Genomic DNA, 18226 nt, shown 5'->3' with positions numbered 1-18226 from the left:
TGAGGACGCGGAAACCGGCGGAGTCCTGAGGTACGGGTCGACGATCGGGCCCGAGCGGTTCCCAGCGAAGTGGAGCGGAGTAAGGATGGCAACCAAGGCGGCGACGGCGGAAGCGCGCGACTCCACGGACGAAAGCGGCGAGGGCCCCCTTCTGGACACCCTCAATGCCGCCGTCAAGAAGATGGTGCAGCGCGGCAAGGAACGGGGCTACGTCACGTATGACGAGTTGAACCAGGCGCTGCCTCCGGAAGACGTCTCCTCGGAACAGATCGAGGACACCATGGCGATGCTCTCCGAGATGGGCGTCAACGTGGTGGATTCGGAGGAGACCGAAACCGAGACCACCGAAACGGCCGAACCCGCCGAGACCGTGGCCACCGGCAACATCAATGAAGACGAGATGGGGCGCACGGACGATCCCGTGCGCATGTACCTGCGCGAGATGGGCTCGGTCGAGCTGTTGTCCCGCGAGGGCGAAATCGCCATCGCCAAGCGCATCGAGGCCGGCCGCGAGATGATGATCGGCGGCATCTGCGAAAGCCCGCTGACCATTCGCGCGCTGCTGGCATGGCACGATGATCTGATCGCCGGACGCATGTTGCTGCGGGAAATCATCGACGTCGAACAGACCCACAGCCGCAGCACCGTTCTCTATGCCGGCTACGACGGCTGCGTCGCCCTGCGCCTGTTCGAGTGCCTCCGCGACCTCAGCCGCAAGGTCTCGGAACTGGACAGCAACGCCCGCATCATCGTCCAGCCGATGCCCCTGCGTGTGCACGACGTCGACGGCTCCGCCCTGAAAGCCGCGCGCAAGAAGCACGTCGATGTCTGCCGGCCGCAGCGCGCCCGGCCCGCCGACGCCGACAGCGCCGCCACGCCGCTGACCTGGGCCGGGTTCACGTTCTGGCCGGCCCTGGGCAACGACGACGAGGCATTTGTTCGCGCGCAGTTCGCGCTGCACCTGTCGCAGGCGGCCGAGGCAATCCCCAACGACGTTCGCGCCTATGCCGAGGCGTACGGAGAGGCCCTGCGCCTGACGGCCGACGCCCTGGGCAAAGCGTGGCTCCACGATGCGTTCCAAGCCGCTGTGGAGGACAGCCTGGGCGGTTTGGACGGCAGCGGGGAACCCCATGCCTGGCGCGCCGTGACGACCGCCCTGGCCGGCTGCCGCACGCCGTTTCCGGGGCCGGACAACACCTGGCCGGAGGCGGATGACGCGGCGGACCTGCCCGACCTGACGCTGGAAACCATTCCTGAGGCGGCGCGCGCGCTGATCGACGGCTTCCCGGCGGCCGAGGCCGGCCCGTCGGCTGAGCGCGCGCGGTTCGTCGACCTCAGCCCCAACGCCTTGATCGAAGCCATCGGCGCCGGGCAATGGGACGAGGTGTTCAGCGTCACCGGAGCCTGTTTCGGTGGCGGCCTGTTCAAGGTCCAGGATCCGACGGAATCGGCGCAGGTCGCGGAAAAGGCAACACCGGCGGAGGACGACCCGGACAGCAACGAGGACGCGGACACGGACGAGTCGCTCAATGGCGCCGAGTCCGACGACGACGGGGAGGCGGCCAATGGCAACGACGAGGGCAACCTGTCCCTCGCCGCCATGGAAGAGGAACTCAAGCCCCAGGTCATCGCCACGTTCGAGAAGATCGCGGTCACCTATGACCGCCTCAAGAAGGTGCAGGAACAACGCCTGGGCCGCCTGCAGAAGGGCGACGCCGTCGCCGCCGCGACCGAGAAGCGCTACACCAAGCTGCGCCACGAACTGATCGACCTGATGGAGGGCGTGCACCTCAACGCGGCCCGTATCGACCAGTTGGTGGAACAGCTCAACGACCAGAACCGGCGCCTGATGTCGCTGGAAGGCAAGCTGCTGCGCCTGGCCGAGCGCGCCCGCGTCAAGCGCCCGGACTTCGTCGAGGCCTACCAGGGCCGCGAACTCGACCCGACGTGGCTGGACGAGTTGCGCGAGCATCCGAACAAGCCGTGGCGCGACTTCGCCGCCCGCTTCGAGACCGACATCATCGGCCTGCGCGCGGGCATCGCCCAGGTGGCCGAGTCCTCCGGCCTGCCGATCCCCGAGTTCAAGCGCGTCGTGCAGACGGTGCAGAAGGGCGAACGCGAGGCCACCATGGCCAAGAAAGAGATGATCGAGGCCAACCTGCGCCTCGTCATCTCCATCGCCAAGAAGTACACCAACCGCGGCTTGCAATTCCTGGACCTGATCCAGGAGGGAAACATCGGCCTGATGAAGGCCGTCGACAAGTTCGAGTACCGGCGCGGCTACAAGTTCTCGACCTATGCCACATGGTGGATCCGACAGGCCATCACGCGCTCGATCGCCGACCAGGCGCGCACCATCCGCATCCCGGTGCATATGATCGAGACCATCAACAAGCTGGTGCGCACCAGTCGCCAGATGCTTCACGAGATCGGCCGCGAGCCGACGCCGGAGGAACTGGCCGAGAAGCTGCAAATGCCGCTGGAGAAGGTGCGCAAGGTCCTGAAGATCGCCAAGGAGCCGATCAGCCTCGAAACGCCCATCGGCGACGAGGAGGACAGCCACCTGGGCGACTTCATCGAGGACAAGAACGCCGTCCAGCCGCTCGACGCCGCCATCAACGCCAACCTGCGCGAGACCTGCACGCGCGTGTTGGCCAGCCTGACGCCGCGTGAGGAGCGCGTGCTGCGGATGCGCTTCGGCATCGGCATGAACACCGACCACACCCTTGAGGAGGTCGGCCAGCAGTTCAGCGTCACCCGCGAGCGCATCCGCCAGATCGAGGCCAAGGCGCTGCGCAAGCTGAAGCACCCCAGCCGGTCGCGCAAGCTGCGCAGCTTCCTGGACAGCTAGCCCCCCGCTTCTCCCCCTCTATCGCGCACTCGGCGGCGGATCCTCAGGGATCCGCCGTCGTCGTCTGTGCGCATGGCAGGGGACCGAACACAACTCTGTTGAACACCTGATGATTCGGCTACCCTTGGCAAGCACACCGTGGATAGGGGCTTTCCGGTCTCCGGCCATGCCTGGCTGGACTGGCGGGAGGCCCTGACACGGACCCCTCGTGTCGCAAGCGGAGCCGCCCATCGATGTCGAGCCCCCACCCCCTGGGTTTCCTGGCCAAGCACAGTCCCGTTCCGGACCTGAGTCCGGCGCAGCGGGAAGCCCTGGTGTTCGTGCTGTTCGGCACGCTGGGGACCCTGGCCGCCTACGTCAACGTGAACCTGCCCCACACCGACATCTTCCTGTCCGGCCGGTATGCCTTCGGCTTTATGGGGATGGTGCTGTTGCGCCACTGGTGGACGGCGCTTCTGCTGACGGCGCTGTTGGCGGCGGTCGGGGAGCACACGCTGCCTCTGAGCGTTGTGTTTCCGATCAACATGGTCCTGACCGTGCCGGCGATGGTGATCCTGCGCCTGCTGTATCATCGGGTCCTGAGCCGGATGGACAACACCGGGCTCTTCGCGCTCGTCTGGGTCGTCGCGGTTGTCCTGTACTATCAGGTCGTCATGGTGCTGGTGGGCACGATCGACGGCCTGCGCCAGGGCGCGCCGCTCGCCGACTCTGTCCTGACCTTTCTGTTAGCCCAGTCGCACCTGGTGGAGTCGGTCCTGGTGGCCGTCGTCTCCGGGGCCGGCCTGACCATGCTGCGGGCCTACGAGATCGTCGCCCGCCAACGGCGCGAGCTGGAGGTCACCCTGGCCTCGATCGGCGACGCGGTGATCGTCACCGACGCTCAGGGATGCGTCCGGCGCATCAACGCCGAAGCGGCGCGGCTGAGCGGCTGGACACCGGCCGAGGCCGAAGGCCGGTCGCTTGGCGACATCCTGCACCTGGTCAACAGCGAAACCCGCCAGCCGGTCAGTAATCCGGTGTCACGCGTGCTGGACGAGGGGATCACCGTCGGGCTGGCCAACCACACGGCGTTGCTCTCACGCGACGGCCGGGAACACCAGATCGCCGACAGCGCCGCGCCGATCCGCGACCCCTCCAACCGGGACAAGACCGCCCCGCCGCACGGCGTGGTGATGGTGTTTCGGGACGTCACCGAGGCGTACCGGATGGAGGAAGCACTCGCCCTTGAACGGCGCAACTTCGACATGGCCGTCACCGCCAGCGCTACCGGCGTTTGGGACTGGAACGTTCGGACCGGCATGGTGGTGCGCACGGGCGACTATTTCCAGTTGTTCGGCATCACGATCAAAGACTCGAAGGACGGCCCCCTGTCCGACCAAGTCGCCGCCCTGATCCACCCGGAGGACCACGCGCCGATCCCCGACAAGCTCGACCATGCCCTGAAAACGGGAGAGGAATACGAACATACCTACCGCGTGACCCACCCAGACGGCCAGACGCGCTGGCTGCGCACGCTGGGTCGCGTGACCGAGCGGGACGAGGCGGGACCGATCCGCATGGCGGGCACCACCCAGGACATCACCGACCTTCAGAACACGCTGGAGGCCCTGCGCCGCTCCAACACCGACCTGGAGCGGTTCGCCTATGTGGCCTCACACGATCTGCAGGAGCCGATCCGCAACATGGTGGCCTATTCCCAGTTGCTGGGCCGGCGCTACGAGGATCGCCTGGACGCTGACGCGCACGAGTTCCTGGGGTTCATCGTCGGCAGCGCCAAGCGGATGCAGGCCCTCGTCCTCGACCTGCTGGAATACTCACGGGTGTCCAGCCGCGCCCAGCCCTTTACCCGGGTGGCGCTCGACGCCGTGGTCGGCGACGCGATCGGCAACCTGGACCAGGCCATCAAGGATTCGGGCGCCCAGGTCACTACTGTCGGGGACCTGCCCAACGTCACCGGCGACAGGCCGCAACTGCTGTCCGTGGTCCAGAACCTGCTCGCCAACGCCATCAAGTTCCAACGCCCGGGGGTCCCGCCCGAGGTCAGCATTTCCGTCCAGCGCGGCGTCGGCGCCTGGGACCTGGTGGTGACCGACAATGGCATCGGCTTCGATCCGGCGTTCCGCGACCGCATTTTCGAGGCGTTCAAGCGGCTGCACACAAACGATTCCTATTCCGGCACCGGCATCGGGTTGGCCATCGCCAAGCGCATTGTCGAGCGCCACGGCGGCACCATCGACGCCGACAGCACGCCGGGCCAGGGCAGCCGCTTCGTGGTCACTTTGCCGGATAGCCCGCCCACGCGGCCCGAGGGCGCCGCCGAGGGCGACGGCACCGCACCGGTCCCGAATGGGGTGTCGCAAAGCCCTTGACCCCGCCGAGTGGCTCGCTAAAGTCTCGCCCCTCCCGGGAAGCCGCCGGGCACGGCCCGGGCCCGTAGCTCAATTGGTTAGAGCCGGCCGCTCATAACGGTCTGGTTGCAGGTTCGAGTCCTGCCGGGCCCACCATTTTTCTTCTGCGCGCAGGTGCCACGCCGCCCCTGCACTGCGCCCAGTAATGCTCCGAGCAATTTCCAATTGGATTTCGTCTATACGTTGCGCACACTGCTTTCCGTGCTGGTCCGGATCTGTATCGTCCGACCCGCGTTTTGGCCTGCGCGACGACCGAGCGGCTGGGAGGATTTCCCAGTAGCAGGGCTGCCTTTGGTTTTTTTTGATGACTCTTGCTGGGCAGCGCATGTCGGACAGAAGCACTGGCGCGAAACCATGGTACCTTGGAGGGTAATGTGGCTGATCTCAGCTTATGGGAAGGAATTGTAGTCGGCGGTGCAGGTGGCGCTGTTGCGGGAATTACCGTCAAGATCGTCGGATGGCTCGCTGAAATGTGGCGCCTCCGATCAGACAAGGAGCGCGTGTACAAGTGGCTTCAAGAAAACACTCAAGACGTCGACAAAAAAAGGTTTCGTTCCACTAGAGCCATCGCAAGCTGGAACAATCTGACTGAAGATCGAGTACGATACGTGTGCTCTCACGACAGACGCATTTACCTCTCGACCGGCGAGAACGAGGATATTTGGGGCATCGACGGGCGAGACTAGATGTCCGTAGTCCGTAGGGCGAATTCGCCCCGCACAGCGGGGCAATCCGCCGGGGTCGGTGTCGCGGCGCACTGCCCGCCGCTTCGCGGCAGTCGAGTGCGCCCTACGGCGTTGTTTCTTTCTCGAGCGACGCGCGAACACTCAAGATGGAAGGACAGGACTTGTCGCCGCCGCCCTCACGCCTGGCGGCGGCGTTCCTCCACCTGCATACAGAGGTCCACGGCCCAGACAAGGCGCTCGCCGAACGACGGCTTCATGGGAGGCGGTACCCGCGCACCCACCCAGATGTTCGGCTCAAGGGCGGCGGCATCCACCAGGAAGCTGGTTTCAGGCAGGGCCGGGGCCGGGTGGACCGTCTGGTACAGCACCGCATCGATGGTGGCCTGGCCGAGCAGCGCCAGCTTCTTGCGAGCCGGCACGAACGCGCGCCGCGACACGGAATCAAAGCCGTTGGCGGCCACGTCGTCGCCGATGGCCGAATAGATCAGGCGGGCGCCGTGAATGGCCGGGCGACACCCGGAGGGCAGACCGGCGACCCCCGTCGCCGCGCGCTCGTACAGGCGCTTGGCCTCGCCCAGCACGCGGGCCACGACACAAGCCAGGGCGGGCGAGTACGTCGGGTTTTGCAGCCACGCATCCGGATCAAGGCCGGCCTCTCGCATCCACTGCCGGGGCAGGTAGAGGCGGCCGTTGCGGGCGTCTTCACCGACGTCGCGGGCGATGTTGGACAACTGCATGGCCACGCCCAGGTCGCAGGCCCGGGCCAGCACCTGCGGGCGCCGCGCGCCCAGCAGCACGCTCATCATGGCACCGACGGTGGCGGCCACGCGCGCACTGTAGGCGCGCACGTCGGAGATGGTTTCATAGCGGCGCGCGCTGACGTCCCACTCAAAGCCTTCGAGCAACGCCTCGGGCAATTCCCGCGGCATGTCGTAGGCGCGCACCATGTCGGCGAAGGCGCGATCCACCGGGCTGTCCACCGGATCGCCCTGGTAGACCCGGTCAAGGCGGTCGCGAAGATGCGCCACGGCCTCCATGCAGGAGGCCTCGCACTCGTCCACCGCGTCGTCCGACAGGCGGCAGAAGGCGTACAGCGCGTAGGCCGGGTCGCGGTACGACGGCGGCAGCAGCAGCGACGCGGCGTAGAAGCTGCGCGATCCGGTGCGGATCATGGCGCGGCACTGGGTCCGGTCCTCTTCCGAGGCGAACGGGCGGTTCTCAGACCAGGGCTGAGGCATCGGGCACCACCGTATCCAGGACCCGGGCCGAGGACAGGACCCCGGGCAGACCGGCACCGGGGTGCGTCCCGGCGCCCACCAGATAGAGCCTTTGCACGTCCTCGCTCTTGTTATGAGGCCGGAACCAGGCGCTTTGCGTCAGCACGGGTTCAAGACCGAACGCCGCCCCCTTGATCGACAGCAGGTGGTGGCGGAAATGCAGCGGCGTGACCATGCGCGAGCTGATCACGTTCTGTTCGAGGTCCGGCAGGATGGTCCGGTCCAGGAAGGCGGACACTTTCTTGCGGTAATCCTCGGCGATAGTTTCCCAATCGTCGCCGCTGTCCAGGTGCGGCACCGGCGACAAAGCATAAAAGGCATCACAGCCCGCCGGCGCCATGGACGGGTCCGTGGCGGTGGGGCGATGCACATAGAGGCTGAAGTCCTCGGCCAGGTGATGGCGCTTGAAGATGTCGGTGAGCAGCCCCTTGTAACGCGGGCCGAGCAGGATGGTGTGGTGCGGCACGTCCTCGTAGCGGCGTTTGGTGCCGAAGTACCAGACGAACAGGCTCATCGAGTACCGGGCCTTGTCCAGCCGGCGGTCGGTCCAGCGCTTGCGCGCCTCGGGCGGCACCATCATGCGGTAGGTCCAGGCCGAGTCGGCGTTGGAGACGACCACGTCGGCGTCAATGACCTCGCCCGAGCTCAGGCGCACCCCCTTCGCGGCGCCGCTCTCCACCAGGATCTGTTCCACCTCGGTTTTATAGCGGAGGGTATTGCCCTGCCCCTCGATCAGCTTGGCCATGCCGGACGCCAGACGGCCGGTGCCGCCCATGGCGAAATGCACGCCGTGGGCGCGCTCCAGGTAGGCCACCAGGCTGTAGATCGACGTCACCGTGAACGGGTTGCCGCCCAGGAACAGCGGGTGGAAGCCCATGCCGATGCGGATGCGCTCGTCCTTGAAATGCTTCGACACGTGGGCATGGACCGAGCGGTCGGCGCGCAGCCGGATCAGGCCCGGGGCGATCCGCACCATATCCATCAGCGTGTTGAAGGGGATATGCCCCAGTTCCTCGAAGCCGACCCGGTAGATCTCCTGGCTTTCCTTGAGGAACCGGTCGTAGCCGGGGACATCGCCCGGGGACAGGCGGCCGATTTCGGCGCGCATGGCCTCCGCGTCGGCGCTGCAGGTCAGCCATTCACCGTCGTCGAAGCGGATCTTGTAGAACGGATTGAGCGCGCGCAGCTCGACATCGTCGGCCAGCCGCTTGCCGCACATCTCCCACAGTTCCTCGAACAGGTAGGGCGCCGTGACGATGGTTGGGCCGGCGTCGAATACGAACCCGTCCTGGCGGAACACGGTGGCGCGGCCGCCGGGGCCGTCCATGCGCTCAACCAGGGTCACGCGGTAGCCCCGCGCACCCAGGCGGATGGCCGCGGCGAGGCCACCGAACCCGGCCCCGATCACAACGGCATGGGGCACACGCCCGCCGGATGGACCGCCGCCCGAGCCATCGGCACGGCGGAGCGGCGTGGGATATGATGTCATGTCGGACTGCGTCCCGGAACTGTCAACGAAACCTGACTATACCAGTGTCAGGCGTGCTAGATCAACCATCCGCCCGCACGGCGGCTAGGGGTTCTGGCGGCAAGGCGCCGACCTCGCGGGCGATCTCCACCACCAGATCGTGAATGAGGTCCGGGCGCTCCTCGTGCGCCAGATGACCGAGCCCGGGCAGCATACGCAGACGGGCCTTCGGCGTCCGGGCGACGAACATATCGGCGTCGTGCGGGCTGACCGTGCCGTCGCGCTCGCCGACCACCAGTTCCAGGTGCGTGTCCAGGTGGGCGACCAGATCCCGCATGGCGCGCACATCCCAGTTGGCCATCATGGACAGCGCGCCGCCCACGTGGCCCGGCTCTCGGAACAGGCGGCGATACAGGTCGAGCCCGCGCGCATCAAGGGCCGAACCGGTGCTGCCGATGACCTCCGCCACCTGCGTTTCGTCGCTGGCCCGCCAGGCCAGGAAGCGCGGCATCAGGGGGTTGGCCAGGAACAGCTTGGCCGCGCCGGAATACCAGTGCCCCTGCGCCCCTTTAAACGGCATCAGGGCGCCGTTCATGCTGATGATGGCGTTGGGCGCGATGTGCCTGTCGAGCGCCATGCGGATCAGCACGGCGGCCCCGGCCGAATGGCCCAGCGCCAGCGCCGGCGACAGGTGCAAGTGTTTCAAGAGCGCGGTCACAGACCGCCCCATGCCGGGCAGGGTGAACGAACTGGCCGGCGGGTTGGCGGTGAAACCATGCCCGGGCAGGTCCGGCGCCACCACCGTGAAATGCCGCGCCAACGGCTCCAGCAGATCGCGGAAGGAATGGGTCGAGGCGGCCGTGCCGTGCAGCAGCAGCAGCACGGGACCCTGGCCGGCGAGCTGCACATGCCAGCGGAAGCCATGAGCGATCACGAAGCGGCTGTGCTCGCGATTGGGCCAGTCCTTGCCGACCGTGTCCCAGTTCGGCCGGCGCGCCCAATACACCATTGACCCGTCTCCCTGCCCTTGTCCGTCTCGTCCTCGCCCGCTGTCCCGAATCCCCAGCCTCTCCGCCAGTCATTCGTACGCGTATCGTTTGTCGGTGGATTGTCGTCCCCCAATCACTCCGCCGTCCGGGCCGCGTCGCGCGCGGCGGTGGACAGCGCCCGTGCGTCGGCCCGGGGAAGGGGCATGTAGGTGGCCCCCATGGTCTCCGCCAGGGCCTGTGCCTTCGGCGCCGGCCGCAACGACGTATCCACCAGCAGGGTGGCGACCCCGATCGCCTTGAGCGACTGGGCCGCCCCCTTGGCCTCTTCCTCTGCGCGGGCGCGGCCGCCAATGCCCTCCAGCGTGACGTTGGCGCGGCCGTCGGTCAGAATCACCACGGACGGCGTCTCGCCCCGCGTGCGCGCCACCTCGGCCATCATGTGGGCGGCCTCGATGCCGGCGGCCAGGGGCGTGCCACCGCCACCCGGGAAGCCGGCCAGCCGCTTCTTGGCCCGCGCCAGCGAGCGCGTCGGCGGCAGCAGCGTCTCCGCCCCCTTGCCCCGGAACGCAATCAACGCCACCTGGTCACGCCGCGCGTAACAGTCGGCGAGCAGCAGTTCAACCGCCCCCTTGGCCTCGCCCAGGCGAGCGATGGCCGACGAGCCGGAGGCATCCACGACGAAGATGATGGTCGCCTGCGAGCGTTTCTTGAAGCGGGTGACGCGAAAGTCGTCCTTGCGCACCAGCACGCGCGGCGGCGACCGGCCGGTGTCGGCCCACAGATTGACCTCGGCCCGGCGCAGCGGCTGCCAGGGGGCAGCCGCACGCAACGTCTCGATCAGCGCCAGACGCGCGCCACCGCGCGGATCCCCCCGCCTGGAGCCGATCGGCCGGCCCCGGGTCAGTGCCTTGCGCTGCTCGCCCGAGCGGCCAAGGATGCCGGTGCGCCGCCGCCGCTCCGCCGCCGCCATCAGGCGGGCGAGCAGGTTGGCCGGAATGGCGGCCTGCGCCGCATCGACGATGCGGTCCTCCAGCGGCTTGTCCTCGTCGTCCTGCTGGTCGCGTTCGTCTTCGCCGTCGTCGGGGGGCGGTGGTTCCTCCTCCTGCTCCTCCTCGTCCTCGGGCGGCGGAGGCGGTGGTGGCGGCATCCGGGTGGCGCGCGGCGCCAGCACCAGACGCGCGGCCAGGGTCAGGTCGTCCTGCTCGACCGTGTCGCGACGGTCGAGCGCGGCGGCGGCCCGCGCCACGCGCAGGGCAAACGTGGGCGCCCGCAGCGAAGCCACGCCCATGGCCATGGCGGCACCGCACAGGGCTTCCAGGCTCTCGTCGGAGATGGTCACCGCCGCCAGACGCTCGCGGGCGGCGATCACCTCGTCGCGGTCGTGCAAGGCCTCGCCGATGTCGCGCTGCCGCAGCCCCTCCAGCTCCATCAGGAACGCCAGCCGGTCCAGCAGGGCGTCGGGCGGGGCCTCGTCGGGACCGACCGACTCGTCAAGAGCCACCACACCGAAGCGGGTCGCCGTCAGCGCGGCGATGCCGTCGCGCTCCACCCGCACGGCGCCCTGGTCAATCACCAAGCCCACCTTGGCGGCGAAGCTCGGCGTCAGGCGCTCGGCCATGGCCAGCACGACCACCCCACCGTCCGCCTCCACCAGCACACCGCGCTCGGCCACCGGCCGGCCGGCGTGCAACGTGGCCGCCAGATCGAGTCCGCCCAGCAGGCGTTCGTCGGTGACGTGCAGGGGCACCCGGCGCAGCGGCGCCGAGTCCGGCAAGAGGTCGCGCAGCATCGCCAGCCACGCGTCGCGCGCCGGACCGGGCAGCGCCTTGATGCACACTCCGCCCAGGCCGGCCGGATCGACGGCGATCAAGGCCGCCACCAACGCCGCGTCGGTCCAGGGATCGACCCGCTGCGGTTCACGGGGATCAGGACCGGTCTCGCCCGCCGGACCGAGCCCCGCCGGGTCCGGGGCCTGCGTGCCCAGGATTTCCATGCCGCCGCTATGCCTCCGCGCCCAGAACCTCCCCGACCGCGCGCTCAACCCGCACGGTGGAGCCCGACTCGTCCAGCGGATCGCGCCGCAGGCGGTGGCGCAGGGCCATGGCGGCCACCTTGCGCACGTGACGCTCGTCCACTTCGACGTCGCCTTCCAGGGCGGCCAGGGCGCGGGCGGCGCGGATCACGGTCAACTCGCCGCGCAGGCCGTCGGTGCCCAGGGTCATGCACAGTTTGGCGACGGTGTTGAGCACATCGTCGGGAACCTCGACCTCCTGCACGCGATCGCGGGCCTCGCGGATGCGCAGCGCCTCGCCGGCCTCGCGTTGGTTCCAGGCGGCCAGGAAGCCGCGCGGGTCGCGTTCGAAGGCGTCGCGGCGCTTGACCACCTCGACGCGGGTTTCCAGGTCCTTGGGCGTGGTCACCTCGACGGCCAGACCGAAGCGGTCCAGCAGCTGCGGGCGCAACTCGCCCTCTTCCGGGTTGCCGGAGCCGACCAGCACGAACTTGGCCGGATGGCGCACGCTGAGGCCCTCGCGCTCGACCACGTTCTCGCCCGAGGCGGCCACGTCGAGCAGCAGGTCCACCAGGTGGTCCTCCAGCAGGTTCACCTCATCGATATACAGAAAGCCACGGTGGGCGCGCGCCAGCAGGCCCGGCTCGAATGCCTTCTCGCCCTGGGTCAGCGCCCGTTCCAGGTCGAGCGCGCCGACGACGCGATCCTCGGTGGCGCCCAGGGGCAGGTCGACCACGGGAACCGGCGCGTCCTCGGTCTCCATCTCCGCGCCGCCGTCAATGGCCGCGCGCACCTCGCAGGTGGTGGCGCAATAGTCCTGGTGGCTCTTCGGATCGCCATTGAAACGGCAGCCCTTGACCACACTCATCGGCGGCAGCAACGCGGCCAGCGCGCGCACCGCCGTCGACTTGCCGGTGCCGCGGTCGCCGAACACCATCACCCCGCCCACACCCTGATCGACGGCGGCGATCAGCAGGGCCATTTTCATCTCGTCCTGGCCGACAATGGCCGAGAAGGGAAACGCCAGAGCCATGGTCAGCCCCTCCCGCGCGGAGACGACAGGAAGACGGCGGGGCGGCGGCACGGTGTCAGCAGACGGACGATCATGGGCGAACGACTTTCCTTGCACGACGGGACGAACGGCTCCGCGCCGGTGCCGGGCATCGACCCTCGGCACCGGCTCGGCGCGCGCGACTATGGCCCCGGGCGGGGTGAGGGTGCAAGGGAGACGATGGCTTGTTGGCGACGCGCGGTCGCGTCAGCGGCTTGTTCGCGACGCGCGGTCGCGTCAGCGTTCGAAGTCGGCGAACGACCCTTCGTTGCCGCCGGTGGTGTCGGTGGCGGGGCCGGCGGTCTTGCCGCCACCCCCCGCTTGGTCCGGGCAGTTTTTGCCCTGGCAGCCGGACGACGGGCCGGTGACCTCCTGGCCGCTTCCCGCCAGGGCCGGGATGGTGCTCGTCATGGAAAACGCGGCGATGGCCACACCGAAGATGGCCGCCGTGCCGAGGCGTCGTGTCATGGGATGTCCTCCTCCGTTCTGGGCTCTGGTCCGTGGTTCTCCCCGACGACCATTTCCCGTATGCGCGCCGTTTTGGGCGAAATCATGATGAGCGGCGCATCGCGTGACCCTGCCCGCGATCAATCTTTGGATCAACCGAACTCCCAGTTTTCCTTTTCGATGAAGTCAGCCAAGCCCAAACAGGGAATGCCTTCCGCCAGACACACGTCGGGGATTTTCGGGCTGTTGCGCCGTCCCGGTTACTCCTCCGTGATGACGGTCAGATGTGGAGTGCACACGGCGGCAAGGGCAATTACAAAAGGATCCGCTCCCGACCGCCCTTTCACGGTATCGACCAACCGTTCGTACTTGTCCATGATGCGAATCACTTCGAGCTGGCAGGCATCATCAATCTCAACAAACAAAAGCTCCTTTCTCGCCTTACCCCACTCAAACAGCTCATCGTCTTTCTTTTCCAACTCTTTCAGAACTTCAATCGACGCCCGCAGCCGACCTTCCTCAATCAGGGCATCAAAATGCCGCCACACCATTCCGAAGTTCTTCGGTCGATAAACCCGCCGCCAAGCATGGATCAATGCGCTGCTATCGATGCTGTAAATTGGCGCGGCCATTCACTCACCTCAGCCCGAGACTTTGTTCGAGCTTTGGGATGTGTTTGGTCTTGATGCCGAGATAGCCCGCCACCTCGCCCAAGGTGATCCGATCCTGGTGATAGGTACCGAGCACCATTTGCACAAGAGGGCGCCCCACATTGCTGAGCGTTTCTTGTGGCATATTGCGGGCCATCCTGTTGTCGGCCGATCGCTCGCGTTGCCGGTCCTTAAACGCCAGGTACTCGGCGAGATACCGCGCCCGAGCTTCCCGATAGTAGCCATCTGTCGCCCGCCCCAGGGTTAACAGACGGCGAGCCACCGCCTCGCGGCTGACCCCGAACGTCCGCGCCAGATCGGCGATTTCAGCATCGGTCCAGTCGTCGCGCCGCCCAACTCGAGCCGCGACAAGCGGTTCGGAAAGCAGTCCATCTCGCGGCATCAATGCCGCCGCCGCCACAGCATTGCAGAAAATCTCCAGGGCTTGCTCTTCAGGGGGGCGAATATCATCAGTTTCAAGATCGGACACGCCGCTGACCCGCAGCATAAGATGAGCCAACTCGTGCAGCAGGCTGAACGTGCGTCGGGTGGGAGAGTCTTTTCGGTTCACGACGATGACTGGCAGGAGTTCCTCCGACAGAGCGATCCCCGACGCCTCTCCGGCCGCGAGGCGCGTCGCCTGAAACACAAGGACACCGGCGTTTTCGATCCGTTGACGCCACGCGTTGAAGGCGGTTCGGCCTTCCGCGTCCCTCCATTTTCGTTGCACATCAGCCGTGATGTCGAGTTTCGCGCGAATACGCTCCCCGACCAGTTCGGGATCTTCATTGCGCTCAGCCGTAAGCGAGAACGGTGGGACCACGTCGCCGAGATCGTCAGCCAGCTCCAGCACCAGTTCCCGTCGTTGCTGCGCATACCGAATTTCCAAAGTCAGTTCGGGAGACTGTTGGCGCGGCCCTGTTCCTGGCAAGCGCCGAAGGTCGCTGATCACTTTGAAGTCCAGGGGGACCCGCTGGAGATAAAACACCGCGAGGGGACGTTTATAGAGGTCCGCGAGCTTGCGAAGTTGCGGAATGGACGGAGCATCCTCCCCAGCTTCCCACGCAGCGAGACTGTCTACGTCCATGTGGAGCCGCCCTGCGGCCTCGGCCACGCTGAGCCCCGCACTGGTCCGGGTCCAAACCAGCACCTCCGGCTTGATCATTGCTTTGGTCCGCGCGGCCATCCCTTGGAGCCCTATTCTGCCCGCAACACACAACCTATAGCATCAGCGACGACACTGCCACGTCCGGCCAGTTCACTGCATTCGTTTAGCCCGCTCCGCCTGATCGCGTCCGTGGCGACATCAAGGCCGGATCATCGTCTGCTTCACCGTGCCACCATTTGGCACCAAAGGCAATTTTCTGCACCGACCCCACCAACAGGAAAAGGTAACCGGGGCAAAAGTCCGGGCGGTCAGGCCTGGCAGCGCGCCGCGACCAGGTCAGGCAAGTGCGGCACGGGGTTTCTGACGGCGGCGCCCAGTCGGGTTCCGATATAGTCCCAGAACGGGATGCCCAGCTTGCAGGAAAAGCCGCCAACCCATTGGATTGGCGGCCTTTTCATTGGTGGGCGCGACTGGGATTGAACCAGTGACCCCTACGATGTCAACGTAGTGCTCTCCCGCTGAGCTACGCGCCCGTGGCTCGGTTTCAATGACCGGCCCGACGGCCACCACGTGACCCTGTCGGCGCCGGCCCGCCCCGGAAGGACGCTCTTCTACTCTTCCCGACCCGCCATTTCAACCCTTTTGCCGTGCCTTTTCAGGGTGGGCGTACGGACGCCGGAGTCCGCTCGCTTGACCATGGCCCATGAATCAACCGGTTTGCAGCCGCCCCGATCCGCGTTAGGTTTGGGACAGGGTCCCAGACGACCGGTGGCGGGGAGGATCGCCCGTGGCGCCGCCGGTCGCGTCAGGTCCAAGGGACGGAGCATTCACGTGATCATGATCCCGCCTGGCGACGAGGCGAACGTCGTCCCCGACGGCGTGCTTCGGCTGGTGCGCCCCGAGCGGTGGACGCGCCCCCTTGTGGTCACCTCGCCCCATTCGGGAACCCGTTATCCTCCGGCGTTCCTGGAGCTGTCTCGGCTGTCGCTGCTGGACCTGCGCGCCAGCGAGGACACCCATGTCGACACCATCTTTTCCGCCGCTCCGACCCTGGGGGTGCCCCTGCTGAGCGCCCTCTTCCCCCGGGTCTACCTGGACGTCAATCGCGAGCCGCTGGAACTCGACCCGTCGATGTTCAGCGATGCGTTGCCGCCGCACGCGAAAACGGACACCGCGCGCGTGCGCTCGGGGCTTGGCACGCTGCCCCGCACCGCCGGCGACGGGCAACACATCTACCGGCGCAAGCTGCCGTTCGCCGAGGCCGCGCGGCGCCTGGCCGAGTGCTACGAGCCGTACCATGCCACCCTTGCCGACCTGATCCGGACGGCGCGGGCGCGGTTCGGCCGCTGCATCCTGCTCGACTGCCACTCCATGCCCAGCACCGCCGTCGAGGGCGACCGCGGCGGAACGCCGGACATCGTGCTCGGCGACCGGCACGGCACGACCTGCACCCGCGTGATCACCGATGCCGCCGAGGCGGCCCTGACCGCCCAGGGGTTCCGGGTGCGGCGGAACAAGCCCTATGCCGGCGGCTTCACCACCGCTCACTACGGACACCCGACCCGGGGCGTCCATGCCTTGCAGATCGAGATCAACCGTGGGCTTTACATGGATGAGCGGACCCGCGAGCCGACAGCCGGCCTGCGCCGTCTGGCGGCGGCGGTGCCGGCCATGCTGGAGGCCGTCTCGGGCCGTTCGGGCATGGCACACGCGGCCGAATAGGGGGAGCGCGTTCTGGCCCGGTGTTTGCTTCGTGATCGCCGTGGGTTGCCCCGTCCGGGGCGTCACGGAACCGGGTTCTCGATCATGATCACCGCCCTGCCCCATCTTGGCCGTCTGTTCGTCGTCGTCGCCGTGCTGGCCCTGGTCGGCCTGACAACGGGGCCGTCGCGCGCCGATCAGTACGCCTACGCCGACGAGCTGTGCTACGACCAGACCTCGGCGCAGGAACAGGTCAACGGCATCCCCGCCCAGGTGTTGACAGCGATTTCGCTGGTCGAGTCCGGGCGCTGGGACGAACGCCGCGGGGCAAGAATTGCCTGGCCGTGGACGGTCACCAACGGCAAGGACGGCAGGTTCTTCCCCACCAAGGCCGAGGCGATCGCCCATGTGCGGGCGTTGCAGGCGCGCGGCGAGACCAACATCGACGTCGGGTGTATGCAGATCAATCTGTACTACCACAGCGATGCCTTCCCGACCCTGGAAAAGGCGTTCGAGCCGGCGGCCAACGTGCGCTATGCTGTGGACTTTCTCACCCGCCTGTACGCCGAGACCGGGTCGTGGACGCGGTCCGTGTCCCGCTATCACTCGGCCACGCCAGTCCATGCGGAACGCTACATGAAAAAGTTCCGCGTCGCTTGGCGCGAGGCCAAGGACCACGCCGTGGTCGCCGGCCTGCCGCCGGTGCGCGACATCCCGGGGCGCGCGGCCGAGATCGAGGCCGCCAATCAGATCGAACGCGCCCGCCTTGAGGCCGAGCACGAAGCGGAACGGGCCGCCAGCCGCGAATTCGCCCAAAACTGGCGCGACGAGAAGCTGCGGGCCTACCTGGCGCGGCGGGAAGCCCGCGCGGCCGAACGGGATGCGTCCTAGCCGACCATGGCCCGAGTGAGTCCGATCTGCAACACGTCCCGGCGGCGACTCGACCAACATCGGCCCGTGGTTGACACCGCGACTCGCCTCTGACTCACTGGACGTCAGCCGTCAAGCCCCCGACTCGGGCCCGCCGAACATGTCCTCTGCCGCCGCCCCGCGATCCCGCGTCCGATCCGCCGTCGTTCCCGTGCTTTTGGTCGCGACCGTTGCCTACTTCGCGTATCACGCTGTGAACGGGGAACGGGGCCTGCTCGCCTGGTGGCAGCTTCGCCAGGACATCCGCGCCGCCGAGGTCCTCCACGCCGACCTGACCGCCGAGCGCCAACGGCTGGAACACCGCGCCGCCCTGCTGTACCGGGACCGCCTGCACCCCGACATGCTGGACGAGCGGGCGCGACGTATGTTGAACCTGATCGGCCCCGATGAGGTTCTGGTCCTGCCGGACGACGAATAAATCCACTTGCACGCATTCGTAATCGGCGCGCGGCAGAATTCCCCTTGAATTCGAGCGTCGAACGGTTACGTGTGCATCGGCTACCCGGGCACCCCCGCCCCGAGGCGACGACCGCCCGCCCGCCCAATCCCGAAGGAGTGCAGAGCATGGCGTCCACCCGGCGTACACGCGCATCGTCCGATCCCGACCAGGACGACCGAGACACCCCCTCGGCGCGGCAGTACGAGCCCA

General features: G+C 67.4%; 12 protein-coding genes, 2 tRNA genes and 1 pseudogene. 6 read left to right on the top strand and 9 right to left on the bottom strand.

Annotated features, from left to right (window positions below; translation table 11 throughout):
- Positions 1-85: 85 nt before the first annotated feature.
- From rpoD to Q0309_RS03590, 3 genes are all read left to right on the top strand, one after another.
- Positions 86-2851 (top strand): RNA polymerase sigma factor RpoD, encoded by a 2766-nt coding sequence (gene rpoD / locus Q0309_RS03600; RefSeq protein ID WP_299437536.1) that lies wholly within the window; start codon positions 86-88, stop codon positions 2849-2851.
- A gap of 233 nt (positions 2852-3084) precedes the next feature.
- Positions 3085-5220 (top strand): ATP-binding protein, encoded by a 2136-nt coding sequence (locus Q0309_RS03595; protein ID WP_299437534.1) that lies wholly within the window; start codon positions 3085-3087, stop codon positions 5218-5220.
- 58 nt (positions 5221-5278) lie between these two features.
- A tRNA-Ile gene (locus tag Q0309_RS03590) sits at positions 5279-5355 on the top strand.
- Positions 5356-6121: 766 nt separating this feature from the next.
- On the opposite strand, the gene Q0309_RS03585 is transcribed toward Q0309_RS03590, so the two are convergent.
- From Q0309_RS03585 to Q0309_RS03545, 9 genes and pseudogenes are all read right to left on the bottom strand, one after another.
- Complete coding sequence (locus tag Q0309_RS03585) at positions 6122-7183, bottom strand: phytoene/squalene synthase family protein (RefSeq protein WP_299437532.1); 1062 nt, start codon at positions 7181-7183, stop codon at positions 6122-6124.
- Entirely contained in the window at positions 7164-8711 is a 1548-nt protein-coding gene (gene crtI / locus Q0309_RS03580) for a phytoene desaturase family protein (RefSeq protein ID WP_299437530.1), read from the bottom strand. The genes Q0309_RS03585 and crtI overlap by 20 nt, the downstream gene beginning before the upstream one ends.
- Positions 8712-8772: 61 nt before the next feature.
- A complete protein-coding gene (bchO, locus tag Q0309_RS03575; RefSeq protein WP_299437528.1) occupies positions 8773-9699 on the bottom strand; it encodes an alpha/beta fold hydrolase BchO in 927 nt (308 codons plus the stop codon).
- Between the two features lie 113 nt (positions 9700-9812).
- Positions 9813-11672 (bottom strand): magnesium chelatase subunit D, encoded by a 1860-nt coding sequence (locus Q0309_RS03570; RefSeq protein WP_299437525.1) that lies wholly within the window; start codon positions 11670-11672, stop codon positions 9813-9815.
- A gap of 7 nt (positions 11673-11679) precedes the next feature.
- Positions 11680-12723 (bottom strand): magnesium chelatase ATPase subunit I, encoded by a 1044-nt coding sequence (gene bchI / locus Q0309_RS03565; RefSeq protein ID WP_299437523.1) that lies wholly within the window; start codon positions 12721-12723, stop codon positions 11680-11682.
- A gap of 255 nt (positions 12724-12978) precedes the next feature.
- The gene (locus Q0309_RS03560) at positions 12979-13209 is read right to left on the bottom strand and encodes a hypothetical protein (RefSeq protein ID WP_299437521.1); all 231 of its coding nucleotides are present in this window, start codon (positions 13207-13209) and stop codon (positions 12979-12981) included.
- 131 nt (positions 13210-13340) lie between these two features.
- A pseudogene (locus Q0309_RS03555) lies at positions 13341-13820 on the bottom strand (DUF4411 family protein).
- Positions 13821-13824: 4 nt separating this feature from the next.
- Positions 13825-15003, bottom strand: coding sequence for an XRE family transcriptional regulator (locus Q0309_RS03550; RefSeq protein ID WP_299437520.1), 1179 nt, complete (start codon positions 15001-15003; stop codon positions 13825-13827).
- 401 nt (positions 15004-15404) lie between these two features.
- Positions 15405-15479: transfer RNA gene (locus tag Q0309_RS03545), tRNA-Val, on the bottom strand.
- Positions 15480-15783: 304 nt separating this feature from the next.
- Here Q0309_RS03545 and Q0309_RS03540 point away from each other — a divergent pair.
- From Q0309_RS03540 to Q0309_RS03530, 3 genes are all read left to right on the top strand, one after another.
- Positions 15784-16668, top strand: coding sequence for an N-formylglutamate amidohydrolase (locus Q0309_RS03540; protein ID WP_299437576.1), 885 nt, complete (start codon positions 15784-15786; stop codon positions 16666-16668).
- Between the two features lie 84 nt (positions 16669-16752).
- Complete coding sequence (locus tag Q0309_RS03535; protein ID WP_299437518.1) at positions 16753-17538, top strand: transglycosylase SLT domain-containing protein; 786 nt, start codon at positions 16753-16755, stop codon at positions 17536-17538.
- A gap of 139 nt (positions 17539-17677) precedes the next feature.
- On the top strand, positions 17678-17995 hold the full coding sequence (locus Q0309_RS03530) for a septum formation initiator family protein (protein ID WP_299437516.1): 318 nt from the start codon (positions 17678-17680) through the stop codon (positions 17993-17995).
- Positions 17996-18226 lie beyond the last annotated feature (231 nt).

The organism is uncultured Rhodospira sp. (genome assembly GCF_937138205.1).
Taxonomy (GTDB): domain Bacteria; phylum Pseudomonadota; class Alphaproteobacteria; order Rhodospirillales; family Rhodospirillaceae; genus Rhodospira.
This window is presented reverse-complemented; position numbering and strand designations above follow the sequence as displayed.

Coding starts and splice junctions, on each gene's coding strand:
- rpoD (WP_299437536.1), top strand. CDS start 86: ATGGCAACCAAGGCGGCGACGGCGGAAGCGCGCGACTCCACGGACGAA.
- Q0309_RS03595 (WP_299437534.1), top strand. CDS start 3,085: ATGTCGAGCCCCCACCCCCTGGGTTTCCTGGCCAAGCACAGTCCCGTT.
- Q0309_RS03585 (WP_299437532.1), bottom strand. CDS start 7,183: ATGCCTCAGCCCTGGTCTGAGAACCGCCCGTTCGCCTCGGAAGAGGAC.
- crtI (WP_299437530.1), bottom strand. CDS start 8,711: ATGACATCATATCCCACGCCGCTCCGCCGTGCCGATGGCTCGGGCGGC.
- bchO (WP_299437528.1), bottom strand. CDS start 9,699: ATGGTGTATTGGGCGCGCCGGCCGAACTGGGACACGGTCGGCAAGGAC.
- Q0309_RS03570 (WP_299437525.1), bottom strand. CDS start 11,672: ATGGAAATCCTGGGCACGCAGGCCCCGGACCCGGCGGGGCTCGGTCCG.
- bchI (WP_299437523.1), bottom strand. CDS start 12,723: ATGGCTCTGGCGTTTCCCTTCTCGGCCATTGTCGGCCAGGACGAGATG.
- Q0309_RS03560 (WP_299437521.1), bottom strand. CDS start 13,209: ATGACACGACGCCTCGGCACGGCGGCCATCTTCGGTGTGGCCATCGCC.
- Q0309_RS03550 (WP_299437520.1), bottom strand. CDS start 15,003: ATGATCAAGCCGGAGGTGCTGGTTTGGACCCGGACCAGTGCGGGGCTC.
- Q0309_RS03540 (WP_299437576.1), top strand. CDS start 15,784: ATGATCCCGCCTGGCGACGAGGCGAACGTCGTCCCCGACGGCGTGCTT.
- Q0309_RS03535 (WP_299437518.1), top strand. CDS start 16,753: ATGATCACCGCCCTGCCCCATCTTGGCCGTCTGTTCGTCGTCGTCGCC.
- Q0309_RS03530 (WP_299437516.1), top strand. CDS start 17,678: ATGTCCTCTGCCGCCGCCCCGCGATCCCGCGTCCGATCCGCCGTCGTT.